This is a genomic window from Paenibacillus sp. SORGH_AS_0306 (assembly GCF_030819345.1).
In the GTDB taxonomy this organism is placed as follows: domain Bacteria; phylum Bacillota; class Bacilli; order Paenibacillales; family Paenibacillaceae; genus Saccharibacillus; species Saccharibacillus kyungheensis.
This window is the reverse complement of the sequence record NZ_JAUTBP010000001.1, coordinates 1,310,425-1,328,828: the sequence shown is the minus strand read 5'-3', so window position 1 is coordinate 1,328,828 and position 18,404 is coordinate 1,310,425. Positions and strand designations below refer to the sequence as shown.

General features: G+C 40.5%; 14 protein-coding genes and 1 pseudogene. All 15 read right to left on the bottom strand.

The genetic code is table 11. The features are described from left to right. Positions 1-26: 26 nt before the first annotated feature. A pseudogene (rbfA, locus tag QE450_RS06005) lies at positions 27-384 on the bottom strand (30S ribosome-binding factor RbfA). A gap of 17 nt (positions 385-401) precedes the next feature. Continuing rightward, positions 402-2,930: a translation initiation factor IF-2 gene (gene infB / locus QE450_RS06000; protein WP_307297783.1), complete on the bottom strand. Its 2,529-nt coding sequence runs from the start codon at positions 2,928-2,930 to the stop codon at positions 402-404. Further along, on the bottom strand, positions 2,905-3,246 hold the full coding sequence (locus tag QE450_RS05995; RefSeq protein ID WP_204824537.1) for a L7Ae/L30e/S12e/Gadd45 family ribosomal protein: 342 nt from the start codon (positions 3,244-3,246) through the stop codon (positions 2,905-2,907). Before QE450_RS05995 ends, infB begins: the two co-directional genes overlap by 26 nt. Continuing rightward, complete coding sequence (gene rnpM / locus QE450_RS05990; RefSeq protein WP_273616283.1) at positions 3,239-3,547, bottom strand: RNase P modulator RnpM; 309 nt, start codon at positions 3,545-3,547, stop codon at positions 3,239-3,241. The genes QE450_RS05995 and rnpM overlap by 8 nt, the downstream gene beginning before the upstream one ends. Before the next feature lie 119 nt (positions 3,548-3,666). Next, positions 3,667-4,764: a transcription termination factor NusA gene (nusA, locus tag QE450_RS05985; RefSeq protein ID WP_273615802.1), complete on the bottom strand. Its 1,098-nt coding sequence runs from the start codon at positions 4,762-4,764 to the stop codon at positions 3,667-3,669. Positions 4,765-4,798: 34 nt separating this feature from the next. Continuing rightward, positions 4,799-5,260 carry a ribosome maturation factor RimP gene (gene rimP / locus QE450_RS05980; protein WP_204824539.1) on the bottom strand — a complete coding sequence of 154 codons (462 nt, stop codon included), beginning with the start codon at positions 5,258-5,260 and terminating at the stop codon, positions 4,799-4,801. A 309-nt stretch (positions 5,261-5,569) separates the two neighbouring features. After that, complete coding sequence (locus QE450_RS05975; protein WP_273615801.1) at positions 5,570-9,889, bottom strand: PolC-type DNA polymerase III; 4,320 nt, start codon at positions 9,887-9,889, stop codon at positions 5,570-5,572. Between the two features lie 204 nt (positions 9,890-10,093). Next, positions 10,094-11,551, bottom strand: a complete 1,458-nt coding sequence (proS, locus tag QE450_RS05970) for a proline--tRNA ligase (RefSeq protein ID WP_273615800.1) — start codon at positions 11,549-11,551, stop codon at positions 10,094-10,096. Positions 11,552-11,824: 273 nt separating this feature from the next. Continuing rightward, the gene (gene rseP / locus QE450_RS05965) at positions 11,825-13,096 is read right to left on the bottom strand and encodes an RIP metalloprotease RseP (RefSeq protein WP_273615799.1); all 1,272 of its coding nucleotides are present in this window, start codon (positions 13,094-13,096) and stop codon (positions 11,825-11,827) included. A 231-nt stretch (positions 13,097-13,327) separates the two neighbouring features. Beyond that, a complete protein-coding gene (locus tag QE450_RS05960) occupies positions 13,328-14,476 on the bottom strand; it encodes a 1-deoxy-D-xylulose-5-phosphate reductoisomerase (protein WP_273615798.1) in 1,149 nt (382 codons plus the stop codon). A 48-nt stretch (positions 14,477-14,524) separates the two neighbouring features. Further along, positions 14,525-15,325, bottom strand: a complete 801-nt coding sequence (locus QE450_RS05955) for a phosphatidate cytidylyltransferase (RefSeq protein ID WP_273615797.1) — start codon at positions 15,323-15,325, stop codon at positions 14,525-14,527. 55 nt (positions 15,326-15,380) lie between these two features. Then, the gene (locus tag QE450_RS05950; RefSeq protein WP_273615796.1) at positions 15,381-16,148 is read right to left on the bottom strand and encodes an undecaprenyl pyrophosphate synthase; all 768 of its coding nucleotides are present in this window, start codon (positions 16,146-16,148) and stop codon (positions 15,381-15,383) included. A 66-nt stretch (positions 16,149-16,214) separates the two neighbouring features. Then, positions 16,215-16,769: a ribosome recycling factor gene (frr, locus tag QE450_RS05945; RefSeq protein WP_273615795.1), complete on the bottom strand. Its 555-nt coding sequence runs from the start codon at positions 16,767-16,769 to the stop codon at positions 16,215-16,217. Further along, positions 16,769-17,497: a UMP kinase gene (gene pyrH, locus QE450_RS05940; protein WP_069327350.1), complete on the bottom strand. Its 729-nt coding sequence runs from the start codon at positions 17,495-17,497 to the stop codon at positions 16,769-16,771. The genes frr and pyrH overlap by 1 nt, the downstream gene beginning before the upstream one ends. 203 nt (positions 17,498-17,700) lie before the next feature. Continuing rightward, positions 17,701-18,351 (bottom strand): translation elongation factor Ts, encoded by a 651-nt coding sequence (gene tsf, locus QE450_RS05935; protein WP_204824548.1) that lies wholly within the window; start codon positions 18,349-18,351, stop codon positions 17,701-17,703. Positions 18,352-18,404 lie beyond the last annotated feature (53 nt).

The window sequence follows — 18,404 nt, the reverse complement described above, 5'->3', positions numbered from 1 at the left end:
CTTGATCCTTGTAAAAGTGTTTATCCTTATTCGTTCGTTTCGTCTTTTTTGATCTCACCCAAAAGTTCTTCGATACGACTGCCATAAGCAATCGACTCGTCGATTTTGAAAATCAACTCAGGAGTGTGACGCAAACGGATACGTTTGCCCAATTCAGAACGAAGGAATCCTGTTGCTTTTTCGATACCTTTTAAAGAATTTGCTTTTTGCTCTTCATCACCCATCACACTAAGGTATACCTCAGCTTGTGATAGATCATTAGTGACATCTACACCTGTTACCGTTACAAAACCGATACGCGGGTCTTTCATTTCACTTTGAATAAGCAAGCTTAATTCTTTTTTTGATTTGTTCTCCGACTCTACCTGTTCGGATTTTAGCCATGTTTTTTCACCTCGCACTTAGCGCTCTACGGTTTCCATTATGAATGCTTCGATAATGTCGCCTTCTTTGAGGTCATTGTAGCCATCTAATGTAATACCACATTCATACCCTTGAGCCACTTCTTTAGCATCGTCTTTGAAACGTTTAAGTGAATCAAGTTTACCTTCAAAGATAACAATACCATCGCGGATCAGACGGCTTTCAGCAGCGCGGACCATTTTACCGGAAGTAACCATACATCCTGCAATCGCTCCAACTTTACTGATTTTGAATACGCTACGTACTTCAGCGTGACCAACAACAACTTCTTTATATTCTGGATCTAGCATGCCTTTCATAGCTTGCTCGATTTCTTCAATAGCATTATAGATAACACGATGTAGACGGATATCTACTTTTTCTTGTTCTGCTGTTTGTGTTGCTTGGCTATCCGGACGAACGTTAAAACCAATAACGATCGCATTGGAAGCAGCAGCAAGGATAATATCAGAATCGTTAATCGCACCTACACCACGGTGGATAATTTTGACGCGAACGCCTTCGACTTCGATTTTTTCCAATGAACCTTTAAGAGCTTCAACCGAACCTTGAACGTCACCTTTGATAATAACGTTAAGATCTTTGATTTCGCCATCTTTGATATGTTGGAAAAGATCATCCAATGTTACGCGAGTGTTCGCACCCAATTCAGACTGGCGATGTGTAATCGCACGTTTGTCAGCGATTGAACGAGCTTTACGCTCATCTTCAAACACCATGAACGGATCTCCAGCTAAAGGAACTTCAGTCAGACCTGTAATTTCTACCGGTGTAGAAGGTCCTGCTTCTTTGAGGCGACGACCTTTGTCACTTACCATTGCACGAATACGTCCGAAACAGTTACCTGCTACAAAAGCATCTCCAACTTTAAGCGTACCGTTTTGAACAAGGACACGAACTACTGGACCGCGACCTTTATCTAGCTCAGCTTCAATAACTGCACCACGAGCACGTTTATCAGGGTTTGCTTTGTAATCATTGACTTCAGCAACCAACAAGATCATTTCAAGCAAGTCTTCGATACCATTACGTTTTTTTGCAGATACATTTACGAAGATTGTATCTCCACCCCACTCTTCCGGTACCAATTCATACTCTGTCAATTCTTGTTTTACTTTATCAGGGTTAGCGCCTGGTTTATCGATTTTGTTTACAGCAACAATAATAGGAAGACCCGCTGCTTTCGCATGGTTAATCGCTTCTACTGTCTGTGGCATAACGCCATCATCTGCTGCAACTACGATAATTGTAATATCTGTTACTTGTGCACCACGAGCACGCATAGCTGTAAACGCTTCGTGACCCGGTGTATCCAAGAAAGTGATTTTCTTTTTGTTAATTTCAACTTGATATGCACCGATATGCTGAGTGATACCACCAGCTTCGCCACCTGTTACATTCGTAGAACGAATCGCATCAAGCAATGTTGTTTTACCATGATCGACGTGACCCATGATCGTTACAACTGGAGGACGTGTGCTCAAATCAGCTTCATCATCGACTTCTTCAACCGTTTCAAAACGATCATCTTCAACCGCGATTTTGATTTCGACTTCTACCCCATAGTCACTAGCAAGCAACTGGATCGTATCTAAATCAAGCTCTTGGTTAATCGTAGCCATTACGCCACTTGTGATCAACTTTTTGATAACTTCTGAAGCATCTTTATGAAGCAATTTAGCTGTTTCACCAACAGTCATTTCACCGCGAACGATGATTTTCTTAGGTGTATTATCAATTTTCTCACGAGGAGGTTGGTTGCTATATTGATTTTTGCCGCGACCTTTACCACCACGACCGTTATTGTTACGGTTACCGTTGTTGCTTCCATAACGGTTACCACCACCGCCACCGGAGCGATTGCCTCCGCCTTGACCGCCACCAGTACTGTTGTTGCGTTTAGGACCGGCATTACCATTTCCAGCACCGCCACTAGCATTACGGTTACCATTGCTGCTAGTACTGCTGTTACCGCCTGTAGAACCAGCACTTCTTACTTGACCAGAAGGTTGACGGTTTTGAGAGCTGGATTGAGATGGTGGACGAGAAGCGCTGCTTGGTTGACGGCTGCTTTGTCCTGATGTTGAAGATGTTCTAGAACTACTGTTATTGCTTCCCGTACTTGGACGGTTACTTGATTGACTAGACGACGAGTTACTACGGTTACTGTTAGAGGAACCGTTTTGGGGTTTGTTATTCCCACTATTTGAGTTGTTCTGCGTTTTCGTATCCATACCTACCTGCTTTTCCTGTTGAATTTTTGGACGAGTACTATCCGCACTCGTGTTTTTGGTTGTTGCATTGACATGCTTATCCTCAGCATTGGATTTGATATCTTTGAAAAACTTTTCCACTTTGGATACAGCATCATTTTCCATAACACTCATATGATTATTGACCGGTACATCCAGTCTTTTTAAGATCGTAATGATTTCCTTACTACTCATATTGAGAGATTTCGCATATTCATAAACTCTCAGTTTATCCTTCTGCTCCTGTGTGCTCAATATATTCCACCTCCGAGGAATTCCCCATTCGTTTGCGGAATAACTCTGCGAAACCCTTGTCGGTTAGAGCCAACACGACTCGCCCATCTTTACCTATGCTTGAGCCGAGCTGATCACGATCATACCCAATAAGAAGCGGAATAGTGTAACTTCCGCATTTATCACGGAATTTTTTTTGTGTATTATCTGAAGCATCTCCAGCTAATACGACAAGGGTGGCTTCGCGAGAACGAATAGCTTTGAGAACCAATTCGTCTCCCGATAACACTTTGCCGGCTCGCATCGCAAGCCCGAGTAGGGATAGTTCGTTATTCATTAGCGCCTCTTTCCTGTACTGTACAAAAATCGTTTTCTACGTTGCTAAATTCGTTGGCAAGTTGCTCATATATTTCCGCACTAACAGGCGCTTTGAGTGCACGATCAAACGCACGACTCTTTTGTGCCAAACGAAAACAGGCCATGTTGCCACAAATATACGCACCACGTCCCGATTTTTTACCGGTCAAATCCATTTCTACCTGATCGTCTGGCGTACGTACAATACGCACTAGACTTTTTTTCGGCATCATCTGCTGGCAAGCTACACATTTGCGCAGTGGCACTTTTTTGGTTTTTATCATTATCTCATGTCCCCCTTCGAACTCCCCATATTGTTATCATAACATCAACATCCAAAGCGGCACCTGTCCCCTGCCATTTTGAGGGAAAGTCCTATCAGGCATACAAATGAAAATGTTTAGTCAACCGATATTGAATCTTGATGCATTTCTTCGCCGGCTTCTTTAGGACGACCATACTCTTCTTCTGCTTGCGTCTCGCTCTTGATATCAATTTTCCATCCTGTCAATTTGGCAGCAAGACGAGCATTTTGCCCTTTGATACCAATTGCTAGAGATAGTTGATAATCAGGAACGATTACACGTGCCATCTTCTCATCTTCAAATACTTGAACTTCAAGCACTTTGGATGGACTTAGAGCATTAGCAACATACTCTTCAACACTTTCAGAATAGCGAACGATATCGATTTTTTCACCGCGAAGTTCGCCAACGATCATCTGTACACGTATACCACGAGGACCTACACATGAACCAACTGGATCCACTTCTTCATTGCGTGAGAATACAGCAATTTTAGAACGGAAGCCTGCTTCACGTGCTACAGAACGAATTTCAACTACGCCATCAAAAATCTCAGGCACTTCAAGTTCGAACAAACGTTTAAGTAATCCTGGATGTGTACGTGATAAAATAATTTGAGGGCCTTTAGTTGTATTTTCAACTTTAGTGATGTATGCCTTAATACGTTCATTCATGGTGAATTTCTCGTTAGGCATCAATTCAGTTAAAGGAAGTACAGCTTCAATTTTGCCTAAATCTACATAGATGTTACGCGCATCTTGACGTTGAACGATACCTGTTACAATATCTTCTTCTTTGTCAATAAATGCATTGTAGATCAGACCGCGCTCAGCTTCACGAATACGTTGAGTTACGACTTGCTTCGCTGTTTGTGCAGCAATACGTCCAAAGTCACGTGGAGTCACTTCGATCTCAGCTACATCATCTAACTGAAAATTCGGGTTAATCTCACGTGCAGATACGACAGAAATTTCTGTACGTACATCCATGACTTCTTCTACTACATTTTTACGAGCAAATACTTTGATAACTCCTGTATTACGGTTCATATCAACACGTACATTTTGTGCCGCATTAAAATTACGCTTATAACTGGAAATTAGGGCTGCCTCGATCGCTTCAAACAGGATGTCTTTGCTAATCCCTCTGTCTCTTTCCAATTCATTCATTGCTTCAATAAACTCCATACTCATGTGCTTCAAGTTCCCCCTTTCAAAAAACTACCGTTTAAAAAATGATTGCCAGTCTTGCGCTGGCTACTTTTTCATATGGAATAGTGTGCGTTTTTTTGCCCGCTTCGATCAGCAATTCTTCATTCTCGAATGAAAGCAATCGTCCTTCAAATTCCTTCTGTCCGTCTAAAGGTGCATACGTCGTTACAAAAACATCTTTGCCAACTGCTTTTGCAACATCTTCACTCTTTTTAAGTGGACGCTCTGCACCTGGAGAAGATACTTCTAGAAAATAAGCTCCAGAGATCGGATCATTACCATCCAATTGTTCACTTAGATATTCGCTAACCCGACTGCAATCTTCGATATCAATACCGCCGTCCTTATCCACGAACACTCGCAAAAACCAGTTGTTACCCTCTTTTACATATTCCACATCGACCAACTCGAAGCCATGCTCACTCAAAAATGGCTGTACCATTTCTTCTACGGTCGTTTTAATCTTCGGTGTGCTCAAACAATTCAACCCTCCATCACCTTAAAATCCTATATGCAAAACATGTTGTTGAACAAATTCATTATTGCCGCTTTTTGTAGAAAATCGAACCAATTTAATTCTCTCGGTTCGATCGTCTGCGTCATTATTTCCTGTAAATGTATTCAACAACCTTATACCAAAGAGTAAAGAGTGGGTTTCCCCACTCTTCACAAAACGGTTTTATCTTCCTTATCACCTTAAAATTATATCATAATTCCAAAGGAGTGACAAGTAAATAACCTTGACTACACAGCGCTAGCGCTTGATGTAATCTTATCACAAGCTTTCTTAAAACAGCGACAACTGATTACTTTCTGGCAAGCCACGGAAGCAACCCATTTGAGTCATCAATTCTACAATCGTTTTACTTGCTTTGGACTTCTGTTGGAAATCTTCTATCGATAAATATTCTCCATGTTGGCGTGAAGCTGCAATATTACGTGCTGCATTATCACCAATACCCGGTACTGCGGAAAATGGAGGAATTAAGCTATCTTCATCCACTGTAAATGTTGTCGCTTCTGAGCGATACAGATCAACCGGTTGGAATTTGAATCCACGGGCTGTCATTTCCAGTGCCATTTCTAGCATCGGAATCATATTTTTTTCTTTGGTTGGCGCTTGGAATCCCATTTGCTCGATCTCTACAATTTTGCGATAGATCGCTTCGTATCCCTGACAACATAGATCAGGATCAAAGTCTTCAATCCGCACTGTAAAATAAGTCGCATAATATTGGATCGGATAATACAGTTTGAAGTAAGCCGTCCGCACTGCTGAAATAACGTATGCAGCCGCATGGGCTTTCGGGAACATGTATTGGATTTTAAGACAAGAATCAATATACCATTGTGGTACTTTGCATTTCTTCATCTCATCGATCCACTCTTGTGATAACCCTTTACCTTTACGTACACTCTCTGTAATTTTAAAGGCAAGACTGGCATCCATACCTGCTTTGTAAATTAAGAACAACATAATATCATCACGACAACCAATAACCGTTTTGATATTACATGTATTATTTTTGATCAAATCTTGCGCATTGCCTAGCCATACCCCTGTTCCATGAGACAGACCGGATATCTGTAATAAATCGGCAAATGAAGATGGCAAAGATTCAATCAACATCTGACGTACAAATTTGGTACCCATTTCTGGCACTCCATAAGTCGCTACAGGGCTACGCAATTGTTCTGCTGTAATTCCTAATGCTTCTGTCGAGTTGAACATACTCATGACTTTAGGATCATTCATTGGAATTTGAGTTGGATCGACACCAGTCAAATCCTGCAACATCCGCATCATCGTCGGATCATCATGTCCCAGTATATCAAGCTTGAGCAAGTTCGCTTCAAATGCATGATAATCAAAATGGGTGGTTTTCCATTCTGCTGTCACATCATCCGCTGGAAATTGAACCGGTGTAATATCTTCGACATCCATATAATCCGGCACAACAACGATACCGCCGGGATGCTGTCCTGTACTCCGCTTAACACCTGTACATCCAGACGCAAGACGACTGAGTTCAGCATTACGCCATTTTTTCTGATGTAACTCTTCATACTTTTTAGCAAATCCAAACGCTGTTTTCTCGGCCACTGTACCAATCGTACCTGCACGGAATACATTTTTTTCGCCAAATAATTCTTTGGTATAATTATGAGCTTTCGGTTGATAATCTCCAGAGAAGTTCAAATCGATATCGGGAACTTTATCCCCTTTAAATCCTAAGAACGTTTCAAATGGAATATCTTGACCTTCCCCTTTAAGCTTACCATTGCAATCAGGGCAGTCTTTATCAGGTAAATCAAATCCACTAGGAATACTACCATCTAAAAACCATTCGCTATGTCTACACTCTGGATTGGTACAGATATAATGAGCAGGCAATGGATTTACTTCAGAGATCCCCAGAAACGTTGCTACTACTGAAGAACCTACTGAACCCCTTGAACCTACTAGATACCCATCTTGATTTGACTTTTTAACCAATTTTTCTGAAATCAAATAGTTGGCAGAAAATCCGAACTTGATAATAGGTTCTAATTCTTTTTCAAGACGTTTTACTACTACATCTGGCAGATCTTCACCATAAATAGATTTCGCTGTATCATAACAAGTATTCCGAATTTCTTCATCTGCTCCATCTAAAATCGGTGTAAATAATTTATCCGGGAACAGTTCAAATGCTTCAAAACGTTCTGCTAATGCTTGCGTATTGGTGATAACAACTTCTTTTGCTTTGCTTTCACCCATAAAGCTAAATTCTTCTAGCATTTCATTGGTAGTACGTAAATGAGCATCCGGTTTACGTTGATCTTTAAGCGGGCTAAAGCCTGTAATCCCGTTAATCGTAATATCGCGGAACAATTTCTGTCTTGGTTCTAAATAATGAACATTTCCTGTAGCCACTACAGGCTTTTCTAATTTAGCTCCAATATCATAAATCTTATTTACTGCAATCTCTAACTCACGAGGACTTGCAACCAATCCTTTGTCTACAAGATGCATATACATCGTTAACGGTTGGATTTCTAGTACATCATAAAATTGAGCGATTTCTTCTGCTTCTTCAACCGATTTGTTCAAAACAGCTTCGAAAAACTCTCCCTTTTCACAACCAGACAGTACGATTAATCCTTCTCTATATTCAGTCAACACTGACTTAGGAATACGAGCTACCCGTTTGAAATACTGAGTATGCGATAAAGTGACTAATTTGAATAGATTCTTTTTACCAATCTCATTTAATGCATAAATGCCACAATGGAAAGGACGTACATTGGATAGATCCTGTCCTACAAATTCATTTAGCCGATCCAAACGAGTTAAGCGACGCTCTTTATCCGCATCACTTAATAAGCCAAATAAGATGCCTCCAAGTGCTATCGTATCATCTATCGCCCGGTGATGACTTTCCAGTGAAACTTTATATTTGGCTGCTAATGTATTCAGACGATGATTTTTCAATGTTGGATAGAGTAAACGGGCAAGTTCCAGTGTATCGAGTACCGGATTTTCCATTTCAGGTAAATCATGATTTTTGAGTGTTGCTTGAATAAATCCTATATCAAAACGCGCATTATGCGCGACGAGAATACCATCGCCAGCGAATTCTACAAATTCACGAATGACTTGATCAATCTCTGGCGCTCCGCGAACCATATCGTCTGTAATATTCGTCAATTGTTGAATATTATAAGGAATACGTTCATGCGGATCGACAAAAGTAGCATAACGATCTAACTCTTTGCCATCTACCATTTTGATCGCTGCAATTTCTATAATTTTGTTCTGTGTTACAGATAAACCTGTGGTCTCTATATCAAAAACGATATACGTAGCTGTTTTCAGATCAATCGGTTGAGGATTGAGTACAATCGCTACAGCATCGTTCACTACATTCGCTTCAAGTCCATACATGATTTTGATACCATGCTTTTTAGCTGCTTTATAAGCTTCTGGATAACATTGCACTCCGCCATGATCGGTTACAGCAATCGCTGAGTGTCCCCATGCTGCTGCTGTTTTCACATATTGATCGATCGGTGTAATTCCATCCATCGAACTCATTGTCGTATGCAAATGGAATTCAACGCGCTTTTCATCTGCATCATCTTTGCGTCCAGCCGGTGCTTTGACTTCACTAAGATCAGACGGAATCATAACAAGTTCCGGTATTGTCATAAAGCGATCATATTCCACTCTACCGCGAGCTTTCACCCATTTACCATTAGCCAGTAGATTCATAATTTTGAGATCTTCTTTATTTTTGGCGAACATTTTCATTTGTAACGAGTCACTAAAATCAGTTAAGAAATACGTAAATAATGTACTACCGTTACGAAGCTCTTTGCTTTCGAGTCCGAAAATTGTTCCTTGAATCGTAATTTTCTTTTCTTCATCTTGAATATCTTGTAGCGGTGTCGGTTGCTCTTTGATCTCATAACCGACTTGCAAGCGAACAGGTTCTCCATCTGCATCGGTATCTTCTTCAAACTCAGATTCCATACTGGTCATCAATTTCTCGATTTCTTCCAGTTCTTCTTTCCGACGTTGTACATGGAATTCTTCTACAGCTTCTGTTGTATTCTCCCCGACTTGAAGCTTGATCCGCAAAGTCAGATTAAAATAATCTTGATAAAAACGAATAATCGCTTGATCGATTTGTTTCTTTTTAGCCAGTTCCAATGACATATTATCGCTCATCGTCACTGTGACGGTATGATCATCTACCATATATTTAGCACGTGTCATCCAACCGTTGACCGAAGGAATTTCGCGTTGTACCCATTCCAAAAACATATTCCAATATTCTTCTACAATCTGTACAACATCTACAGCTTCATCGTATTGAAAAAGAAAACGAATTTTCGCGATATGTCCCATTTTCTCCTGAATATGCAAGCAAAATGCACGATAGGTAGGTGCTGCGACTAATGTTTCTTTAGCAATCACGATTTTCCATTCTTTGTTACTACGACTAATCTCTACACGATCAATCATCCCATCTGCAAAATGAGGCTCCATTAATCCAGCAGGTACTTGTGCCTGATTCATTAACAGCTCGAATCGTGTTCTTTTCTCTCCACTAACGCTCATAAGATCCCCCTTTCCAAAAAGCAACAAGCCTCCACAAAAGTTGGTATCAGACTGCCGTCTACTCCACTCTGTTGGAAGCTTGCCTGCTTCAATAGCTTTGAACCTTTAGCTATATGTTCATTTCAGCCCTATACCAACAGCAGCTAGAAATTGAATTGTACATGTATTTGATCTACCTGAATAGATCTTGTATGACCAAATATCTTAATACGCACGAGCGAATACAACAGTGTGTTTCGCTGGCTCTCCAGTTACTAGACATTTTTCTTTTTGAACATCTAATTGGAAAGGAATATTACGGATCGTTGCTCCTGTTTCTTCTTTAACTTTGGCTTCGGATTCGATCGTACCATCCCAGCCTGCGATAAAGAAGCCACGTTTTTCTTCCATAATAGCTTTCATTTCATCTAGTGTATCTACTTCATGCATGTTTTCTTCACGGAAAGCCAGTGCACGATCATACATTTCTTGTTGTACTTGCTCTAACATATTTTGAACTTCTGTAACGATATTTTCAAGAGCGACTTGTTTTTTCTCGCCTGTAATACGAGAAACCAATACGCATACTCCATTTTCCATATCACGAGGGCCAATTTCCAGACGAACTGGAATACCGCGCATCTCATACTCGTTGAATTTCCAACCTGGACGTACATCTGCACGATCATCAATGCCTACACGTACACCTGCTTTTTTCAACTCGGCAAATAATTCGTCAGCACGTCCTACCACCATATCACGTGTTTTAGGAGGGCCAATCGGAATAATCATGACTTGTTTTGGAGCTACTTTAGGAGGCAATGCTAATCCACGATCATCACCATGCACCATGATCAGCGCACCAATTAGACGTGTACTTACACCCCATGATGTTGTATGTGCATACTCTTGTGTATTTTCACGACTTAAGTACTGAATTTCAAATGCTTCCGCAAAGTTAGTACCCATAAAGTGAGATGTCCCTGCTTGTACTGCACGTCCATCTTTCATCATAGCTTCGATCGAATACGTATCACGTGCGCCTGCAAATTTCTCAGAAGGGCTCTTCTGTCCTGTAATTACAGGGATGGCTAAGAAACTTTCTACAAAGTCACGATATACTTCAAGCATACGCATAGTTTCTTCACGTGCTTCTGTTTCTGTCTCATGAGCTGTATGACCTTCTTGCCACAAGAATTCACTTGTACGTAAGAACGGTAATGTACGTTTCTCCCAACGAACAACGTTTGCCCACTGGTTAATCAATACAGGTAGATCACGGTACGATTGAATCCATTTAGAATACATATGTCCGAACATTGTCTCTGATGTAGGACGAATTGCCAAACGTTCTTCTAGCTTATCTCCACCTGCTTCAGTTACCCATGGCAACTCAGGGTTAAATCCTTCAATATGCTCTTTTTCTTTTTCAAAAAAGCTTTCTGGAATAAACAATGGGAAATATGCATTACGATGACCGGTTTCTTTGAAACGACGATCTAGATCTTGCTGAATATGTTCCCAAATTTCGTATCCATCCGGGCGGAATACGATACAACCGCGTACAGGTGAATAGTCCATTAATTCAGCTTTTTTGATCACATCAATATACCAGCGTGAGAAGTCTTCACCTTGTGGTGTAATTTCAGTTACGAATTGTTTGTCCTGCTTATCATTCGACATAAAAATGGATATCCTCCTGTAAGTAACCAAATATTTAGCGAGTGTACATCAATAATGGTAGCATTGATATCTGCCACTATTGCTCACTCATTTTATCTTATTGTATCACGATTGGTAGTGCTTGTTGAATGATTTCAGACAAAGAAGCAAAAGAGTGAGTATTGCAACATCCTTCAACTTTACGCTGAGGCGTACATGTTGCATTTCCACCCTTCTGCTTCTGTGGTCTTTCCTTTAGTATATCATGTCTGTCTAGATGTTAAAGGAGAGAAATTATCCTTTAATTAAACGTACAATATCATTATAAGTTACAGCAATCATAAGCAAGAATAACATTCCGAATCCGATTAAATGAACCAGACCTTCTTTGCTTGGTTCAAGTGGCTTACGACGTATCCATTCCACAAGTAAGAAAATCAAACGACTTCCATCTAATGCTGGAATAGGGAGCAAATTGAATATACCCAAGTTGGTACTGATTAGCGCTGTCCACAGAATCATACTGTCGAGTCCTTGTCTAGCCACTTCAGTCGTTACTTGAATCGTACCTACAGGCCCTGCAAGATCGTTCAGATGGAACTGTCCGAAAATCAACATTTTCAAACTTGTCAAAATCGTTGTACTCATATCGATAAAACGTTCACCTGCATAGCTGAATGTTTCACCAAATGAAGCTGAACGAGTCTGAGGTTCTACTGCTACACCGACTTTACCTACATTTTTTTCATTGGCTTTCGGAGTAATAGTCACCGTTTGTTCTTTACCACCACGTTCAATCGTCCATTCCATTGGTTTCCCAGCAGAAGATTCAATCAAACTAATCATTTTCACAGAATCCCCAGCAATGTTAGTTCCGTTAACCTTTTCAACTAGATCGCCTTTCATCAGTCCACTAGATTGAGCAGGAGAATTAGAAGTAACTTGACCCAAAATAACGCCAGTCGGATTCTCTACAGGTACACCTGTCATACGTACTAAGATCAGACAAAGAATAAATGCAAGAATAAAGTTCATCGCAGGCCCTGCAAAAATAGACAATGCACGTTGACCTACAGTTGCACTATTAAACTGACGATTACGCGGTGCAATCTGAATATCTTGACCTTTAATCGACATCATCGCTTTGGGATCTACATTAAAAGTCTGAATATCACCATCAACATCCAGTACAATTTTGAGATCGTCTATAATGTCTATCGATTGTACTTCACCACGAATTACATTTTTGCGATTATCTAATTGATCTACAAAAATCGTTTTTACCACTTCATTTGCTGTGCGAATAGCGATCGTCTGTCCGGGTTGAATCTCAACCAGTTCAGGATCTTCACCAGCCATACGTGCGTAACCACCGAAAGGTAATAGACGCAATGTAAATACAGTTTCATCTTTTTTATATGAAAACAGTTTTGGGCCGAAGCCAATAGCAAATTCGCGTACTAAAACTCCTGCACGCTTGGCAAAATAATAATGCCCCCACTCATGCACCGTTACAATAATAAAAAACATGAGTACCGTCATAACTACTACTTGAAGTGTCTCCAAATCGCCAAATCCTCCTTTTTCGCTTGCGACCGAAGGTCTGCACTTTTAGATTATCACTTTTGTACGGTCTGATACAAGCAGAGCATGGCGAACATCAAGAAATAAATTCCATTTCTGTTGATAATCCCGGTTATAGGCATAATCGTAATGATACAAAACCACTACCGCATAATCGATACGAAACGTCTATATTCTGATCACTTCATGATTTAAAATATATGATCTTCATACTTATAATACTGAAAATGCACTTGCTCTCGCTCTTGTCTGTGCATCAGTAGCATAAATAACTTCCAGTTCTGGATTGGCAATCACTTCATGCTGTTGTAGCGCATCTGCAATAATGTCTTCAATCAGTAAGAAAGGAATTTCTCCATTTAGAAACCGAGAAACTGCAATTTCATTAGCAGCATTAAATACTGTTGGAGCTGTACCGCCCAGACGACCCGCTTCAAAAGCCATACTCAAGCAAGGAAAACGAACATAATCCATTTCACGGAAATTCAATTGCCCGATCTGAGCTAACGATAGACGCGAAGAAGGAGCTTGCTGACGATCCGGATAAGTTAAAGCATATTGAATCGGTACACGCATATCAGGATTACCTAGCTGCGCAATAATACTCGTATCTACAAATTCAACAAATGAATGAATAATACTTTCAGGATGTAGCAATACAGAAATCTGATCATACGGCATATCAAATAACCAGTGTGCTTCGATCACTTCTAGTCCTTTATTCGCCATTGTTGCAGAATCAATCGTAATTTTAGAACCCATAGACCAGTTAGGATGTTTGAGTGCATCAGCAACAGTCACATGCTTCAATTGCTCTCGTGTACGATCACGAAATGAACCACCTGAAGCAGTCAACGTTAATTGATGTATACGTTCACGAGGTTCTCCATTTAGACATTGAAATAATGCTGAATGTTCGCTATCAATCGGCAACAATTGAACACCTTTTTGTCTAGCACGAGCTGTCACTAAATGTCCTGCTGTTACCAATGTTTCTTTGTTAGCCAGACCTATCGTTTTGCCAGCATCAATCGCTGCTAGTGTAGAAGGAAGACCCATGCTACCCATCACTGCTGTTACTACCGTATCGGCATCTGTTCCGGCTGCAATTTCAATCAGTCCTTGCTCGCCATAAAATACCTGAATATGAGCAGGCAATTGCTGTTTGATCTGTTCTGCTGATTCTTTAGAACCTACAGAAATTTTAGATGGCTTAAATTCCAACACTTGCTGCATTAACAATTCTATATTGTTGCCTGCTGCAAGTCCTTCCACTTCAAAAGCTTCAGGATGAGCACGTACAACATCTAATGTTTGAGTACCGATTGAACCTGTAGAGCCAAGAATAGCTAATTTTTTCATTGTGCACCCCGTTAGATTACAATAGGTTATCGTTTAAATGATTATTTATTAAAAAGGTAAAAGGAACGCAATATGAACAAGCGGAAATACCATTAACCAGCTGTCACAACGATCCAAAATGCCACCATGACCAGGTAGTAATTTACCAGAGTCTTTGATTCCATAGATACGCTTGTATGCCGATTGAATCAAGTCACCCATTTGTCCTACTACAGCCGCAGCAATACCTATACATATCGCATTGGTCATTGGAAGTAGTTGTGGTGATATCAGTGAAAAAATAACAGCCACTACAATAGCAAATACAACTCCACCAATCGCACCTTCCACTGTTTTGTTAGGGCTGATTGAAGGCCACAGCTTATTTTTACCCAACATTTTGCCTGTAAAATAAGCTCCAATATCACTAGCCCAAATCGAAGCAAGCAACATAAAGGTCCAGAATAATCCATGTCCATCTGGTGTCTGACGTGTATCTGCAATATATGCAAATCCTGTACCTATATAAACGGCTCCGATAAACAGTAGCGCCATTTGTTTAATATCCACTTTATTTTTGGAAATAACAGTAATGGATAACAACAATAGCATCACAATCCACATACTGTGATCATTAGACAACGGCGGTTCAAGATTCATTAATGTCCATGGGAAAAGCATATACAGTACACTAATATATCCGATTACTGCCGGTGCTCCAAACGGAGTCGACTTTGTCATGATTACAAACTCATAATATCCAATAAGAGCCATCACCACCAGCAGGCCATGATAAGCATAGCCACCGAGCAGGCAAAGCCCTAAGTAGAGTGTTCCGGCTACAATGCCAGTGATTATCCGCTCTTTCACAATCCATCCTCCATCCGAACAAATGGATATCCCCTGCCATTGCAGAGATTCCCATTCATTTCAAACCACCATATCTACGAGTTCTACGCTGGTATTCTACTACCGCTTCGATCATATGTTGCTTGCCAAACTCTGGCCAAAAAATAGGAGTAAACCACAATTCTGTATAGGCAAGTTGCCACAACATAAAATTACTCAGGCGAAGTTCTCCGCTTGTTCGTATAAGTAAATCAGGATCAGGCATCCCTGACGATTGCAAAACACGCTCAAAACTTTCAGAAGTGATATCTTCTATACGCATTGTACCGTTTTGTACCGCTTGTGCTACTTCTTTAACACCTTCAGTAATTTCATCACGACCTCCATAATTCAGAGCAAATGTAAGTACCAGCCCTGTATTATTAGCAGTATCGCGAATCGCTTTTTCCAAAGGCTCTATCGTATGAGGAGGCAATACCTCTTTGTGTCCCATCAAACGAATCTGTACATTTTTTTCAATCAATTCATCCAATTCAGATACTATAAATTCACCAGGAAGTTTCATCAAAAAGTCAACTTCCTCTTTGGGTCTTTTCCAATTTTCAGTAGAGAAAGCATACATGGTTAAATATTGAACTCCCAAGTCATCCGCAGCAATTGTGGCACGCTTTACAGCCTTCATACCATTTTGATGACCCATTACACGCGGTAATCCCAAACTTTTCGCCCATCGTCCATTGCCATCCATAATGATAGCGATATGCTTTGGAATATTATCTTGCGAAAGCTCGGCGGAAACCTGTAGCTCTTCCTTTTTCCACCACGAGCGAACACGCTTGAGCATCACTTTTCCTCCATGCCAGTAGTGAAAAGAGACAAACCCCACCTATTCGGAGGGGTCGTAAGTCTCTTACACTTCCATAATCTCTTTTTCTTTTGAAGCAAGTACATTGTCGACTTCCGCAATGAATTTGTCCGTAAGTTTTTGAACATCTTCTTGGTGACGACGTGATTCGTCCTCAGAGATATCTGTTTTTTCTAGCTTTTTGATATCTTCATTTGCATCACGACGAATATTACGAACCGCAACTTTAGATTCTTCGCCAAACTTTTTAGTTAATTTCACTAATTCAGAACGACGTTCTTCTGTCAAAGCAGGAATACTCAAGCGTACGATGTTACCATCGTTAGCAGGTGTAAGACCCAAATCTGACTTCATAATCGCACGTTCAATATCAGCTAAAGAAGATTTATCCCAAGGCTGAATAATCAATGTACGAGAATCTGGAGTACTGATATTAGCCAATTGATTAAGAGGTGTCAAAGCACCATAATATTCAACTTGTACGCGATCTAAAATAGAAGATGAAGCGCGTCCAGCACGAAGCGTGGATAGATCACGACTTAACGCTTGAATCGCTTTTTCCATGCGTTCTTCTGCACTTTTTTTGATTGATTGAGGCATTAATCTACACTCCCTTTGACGATCGTCCCGATCTTCTCGCCGAGCACGACCCGTTTGATGTTTCCTTCTTCGGTAATCGCAAACACGATGAGTGGAATATTGTTATCCATACATAACGATGAAGCTGTAGAGTCCATTACACCTAGATTTTGGTTCAAGATATCCAGGTATGTAAGCTGTTCGAATTTTTGAGCATTTTCATCTTTAAATGGATCTGCTGAGTAAACGCCATCCACTTTGTTTTTCGCCATCAAAATAACTTCTGCTTCGATTTCAGCAGCACGTAAAGCAGCTGTTGTATCTGTAGAGAAGAAAGGATTACCCGTACCCGCTGCGAAAATAACGACACGACCTTTTTCTAAGTGACGAATAGCTCTTCTGCGAATATAGGGTTCTGCGATTTGTTGCATTGCAATAGAAGTCTGCACACGAGTAGGAACTTCAATTTGCTCTAATGCATCTTGCAAAGCTAAAGAATTCATTACAGTAGCAAGCATACCCATATAATCGGCTGTCGCGCGGTCAATACCATTTGCGCTACCCGCGATTCCCCGCCAGATGTTGCCTCCTCCACATACAATCGCAACTTCTACACCCAACGCGACGACTTCTTTGATCTGATTGGCAATTGAGACGATTGTATCGGCATCAATACCGTATCCGTTTTGACCCGATAATGATTCACCGCTGACTTTCAAGACAACTCTTTTAAATACAGGTTTATTCAATTGTATACCCTCCACTTTGTGAAAATTAGTCCTGATGGTAATAAAGCCGGATAGGGCGCTAATACTGCCTGTTCCGGCTCTGCCATGAGGTTCTCGGAATGATAAGATTTTACAAAAGAAGGAACACAGTCTGTGTCCCTTCCTTCTGTTCTATTCTTAAATCGTGTTCCGGTTATTGTAAATCGCTTTGTCGCTAGTCGCGATTATTGATTTACTTGTGCCATAACTTCTTCAACAAAGTTGTCTTGTTTTTTCTCAAGACCTTCACCTAGTTCATAACGAACGAAGCGACGGATTGAAATATTTTCACCGATTGTGCTGATTTTTTCATTCAACAATTGATCGATTGTTTTATCAGGGTTTTTAACGAAAGTTTGCTCCATCAAGCAATACTCTTCATAGTATTTACCGATGCGGCCTTCAACCATTTTTTCAACGATTTTTTCTGGTTTGCCTTCGTTTAACGCTTGAGCTTTCAAAATTTCTTTTTCTTTCTCAAGAGCTTCTGTAGGAACTTCTTCACGACGAACATACAATGGGCTAGCTGCTGCGATTTGCATAGCGATATCGCGTGCAAACTCTTTAAATTGGTCTGTTTTACCAACAAAGTCAGTTTCACAGTTGATTTCTACCAATACGCCGATACGACCACCAGCGTGGATGTAAGATTCAACTACGCCTTCTGTTGCAGCGCGTCCAGCTTTACCAGCTGCTGCAGAAAGACCTTTTTCACGAAGTACGTCTACTGCTTTAGCGATATCACCATTTGTTTCTTCAAGCGCTTTTTTACAATCTAACATTCCTGCGCCTGTTTTTTCACGAAGTTCTTTTACTGCGCTAGCATTAACTGCCATTGTTGTAACCTCCATATAATTAAAAATTTAGTTTTTTTATACATCATCTTAAA

Coding starts and splice junctions, on each gene's coding strand:
- proS (WP_273615800.1), bottom strand. CDS start 11,551: ATGTCGAATGATAAGCAGGACAAACAATTCGTAACTGAAATTACACCA.
- tsf (WP_204824548.1), bottom strand. CDS start 18,351: ATGGCAGTTAATGCTAGCGCAGTAAAAGAACTTCGTGAAAAAACAGGC.
- QE450_RS05975 (WP_273615801.1), bottom strand. CDS start 9,889: ATGAGCGTTAGTGGAGAGAAAAGAACACGATTCGAGCTGTTAATGAAT.
- QE450_RS05960 (WP_273615798.1), bottom strand. CDS start 14,476: ATGAAAAAATTAGCTATTCTTGGCTCTACAGGTTCAATCGGTACTCAA.
- frr (WP_273615795.1), bottom strand. CDS start 16,769: ATGCCTCAATCAATCAAAAAAAGTGCAGAAGAACGCATGGAAAAAGCG.
- nusA (WP_273615802.1), bottom strand. CDS start 4,764: ATGAGTATGGAGTTTATTGAAGCAATGAATGAATTGGAAAGAGACAGA.
- QE450_RS05950 (WP_273615796.1), bottom strand. CDS start 16,148: ATGCTCAAGCGTGTTCGCTCGTGGTGGAAAAAGGAAGAGCTACAGGTT.
- QE450_RS05995 (WP_204824537.1), bottom strand. CDS start 3,246: ATGAATAACGAACTATCCCTACTCGGGCTTGCGATGCGAGCCGGCAAA.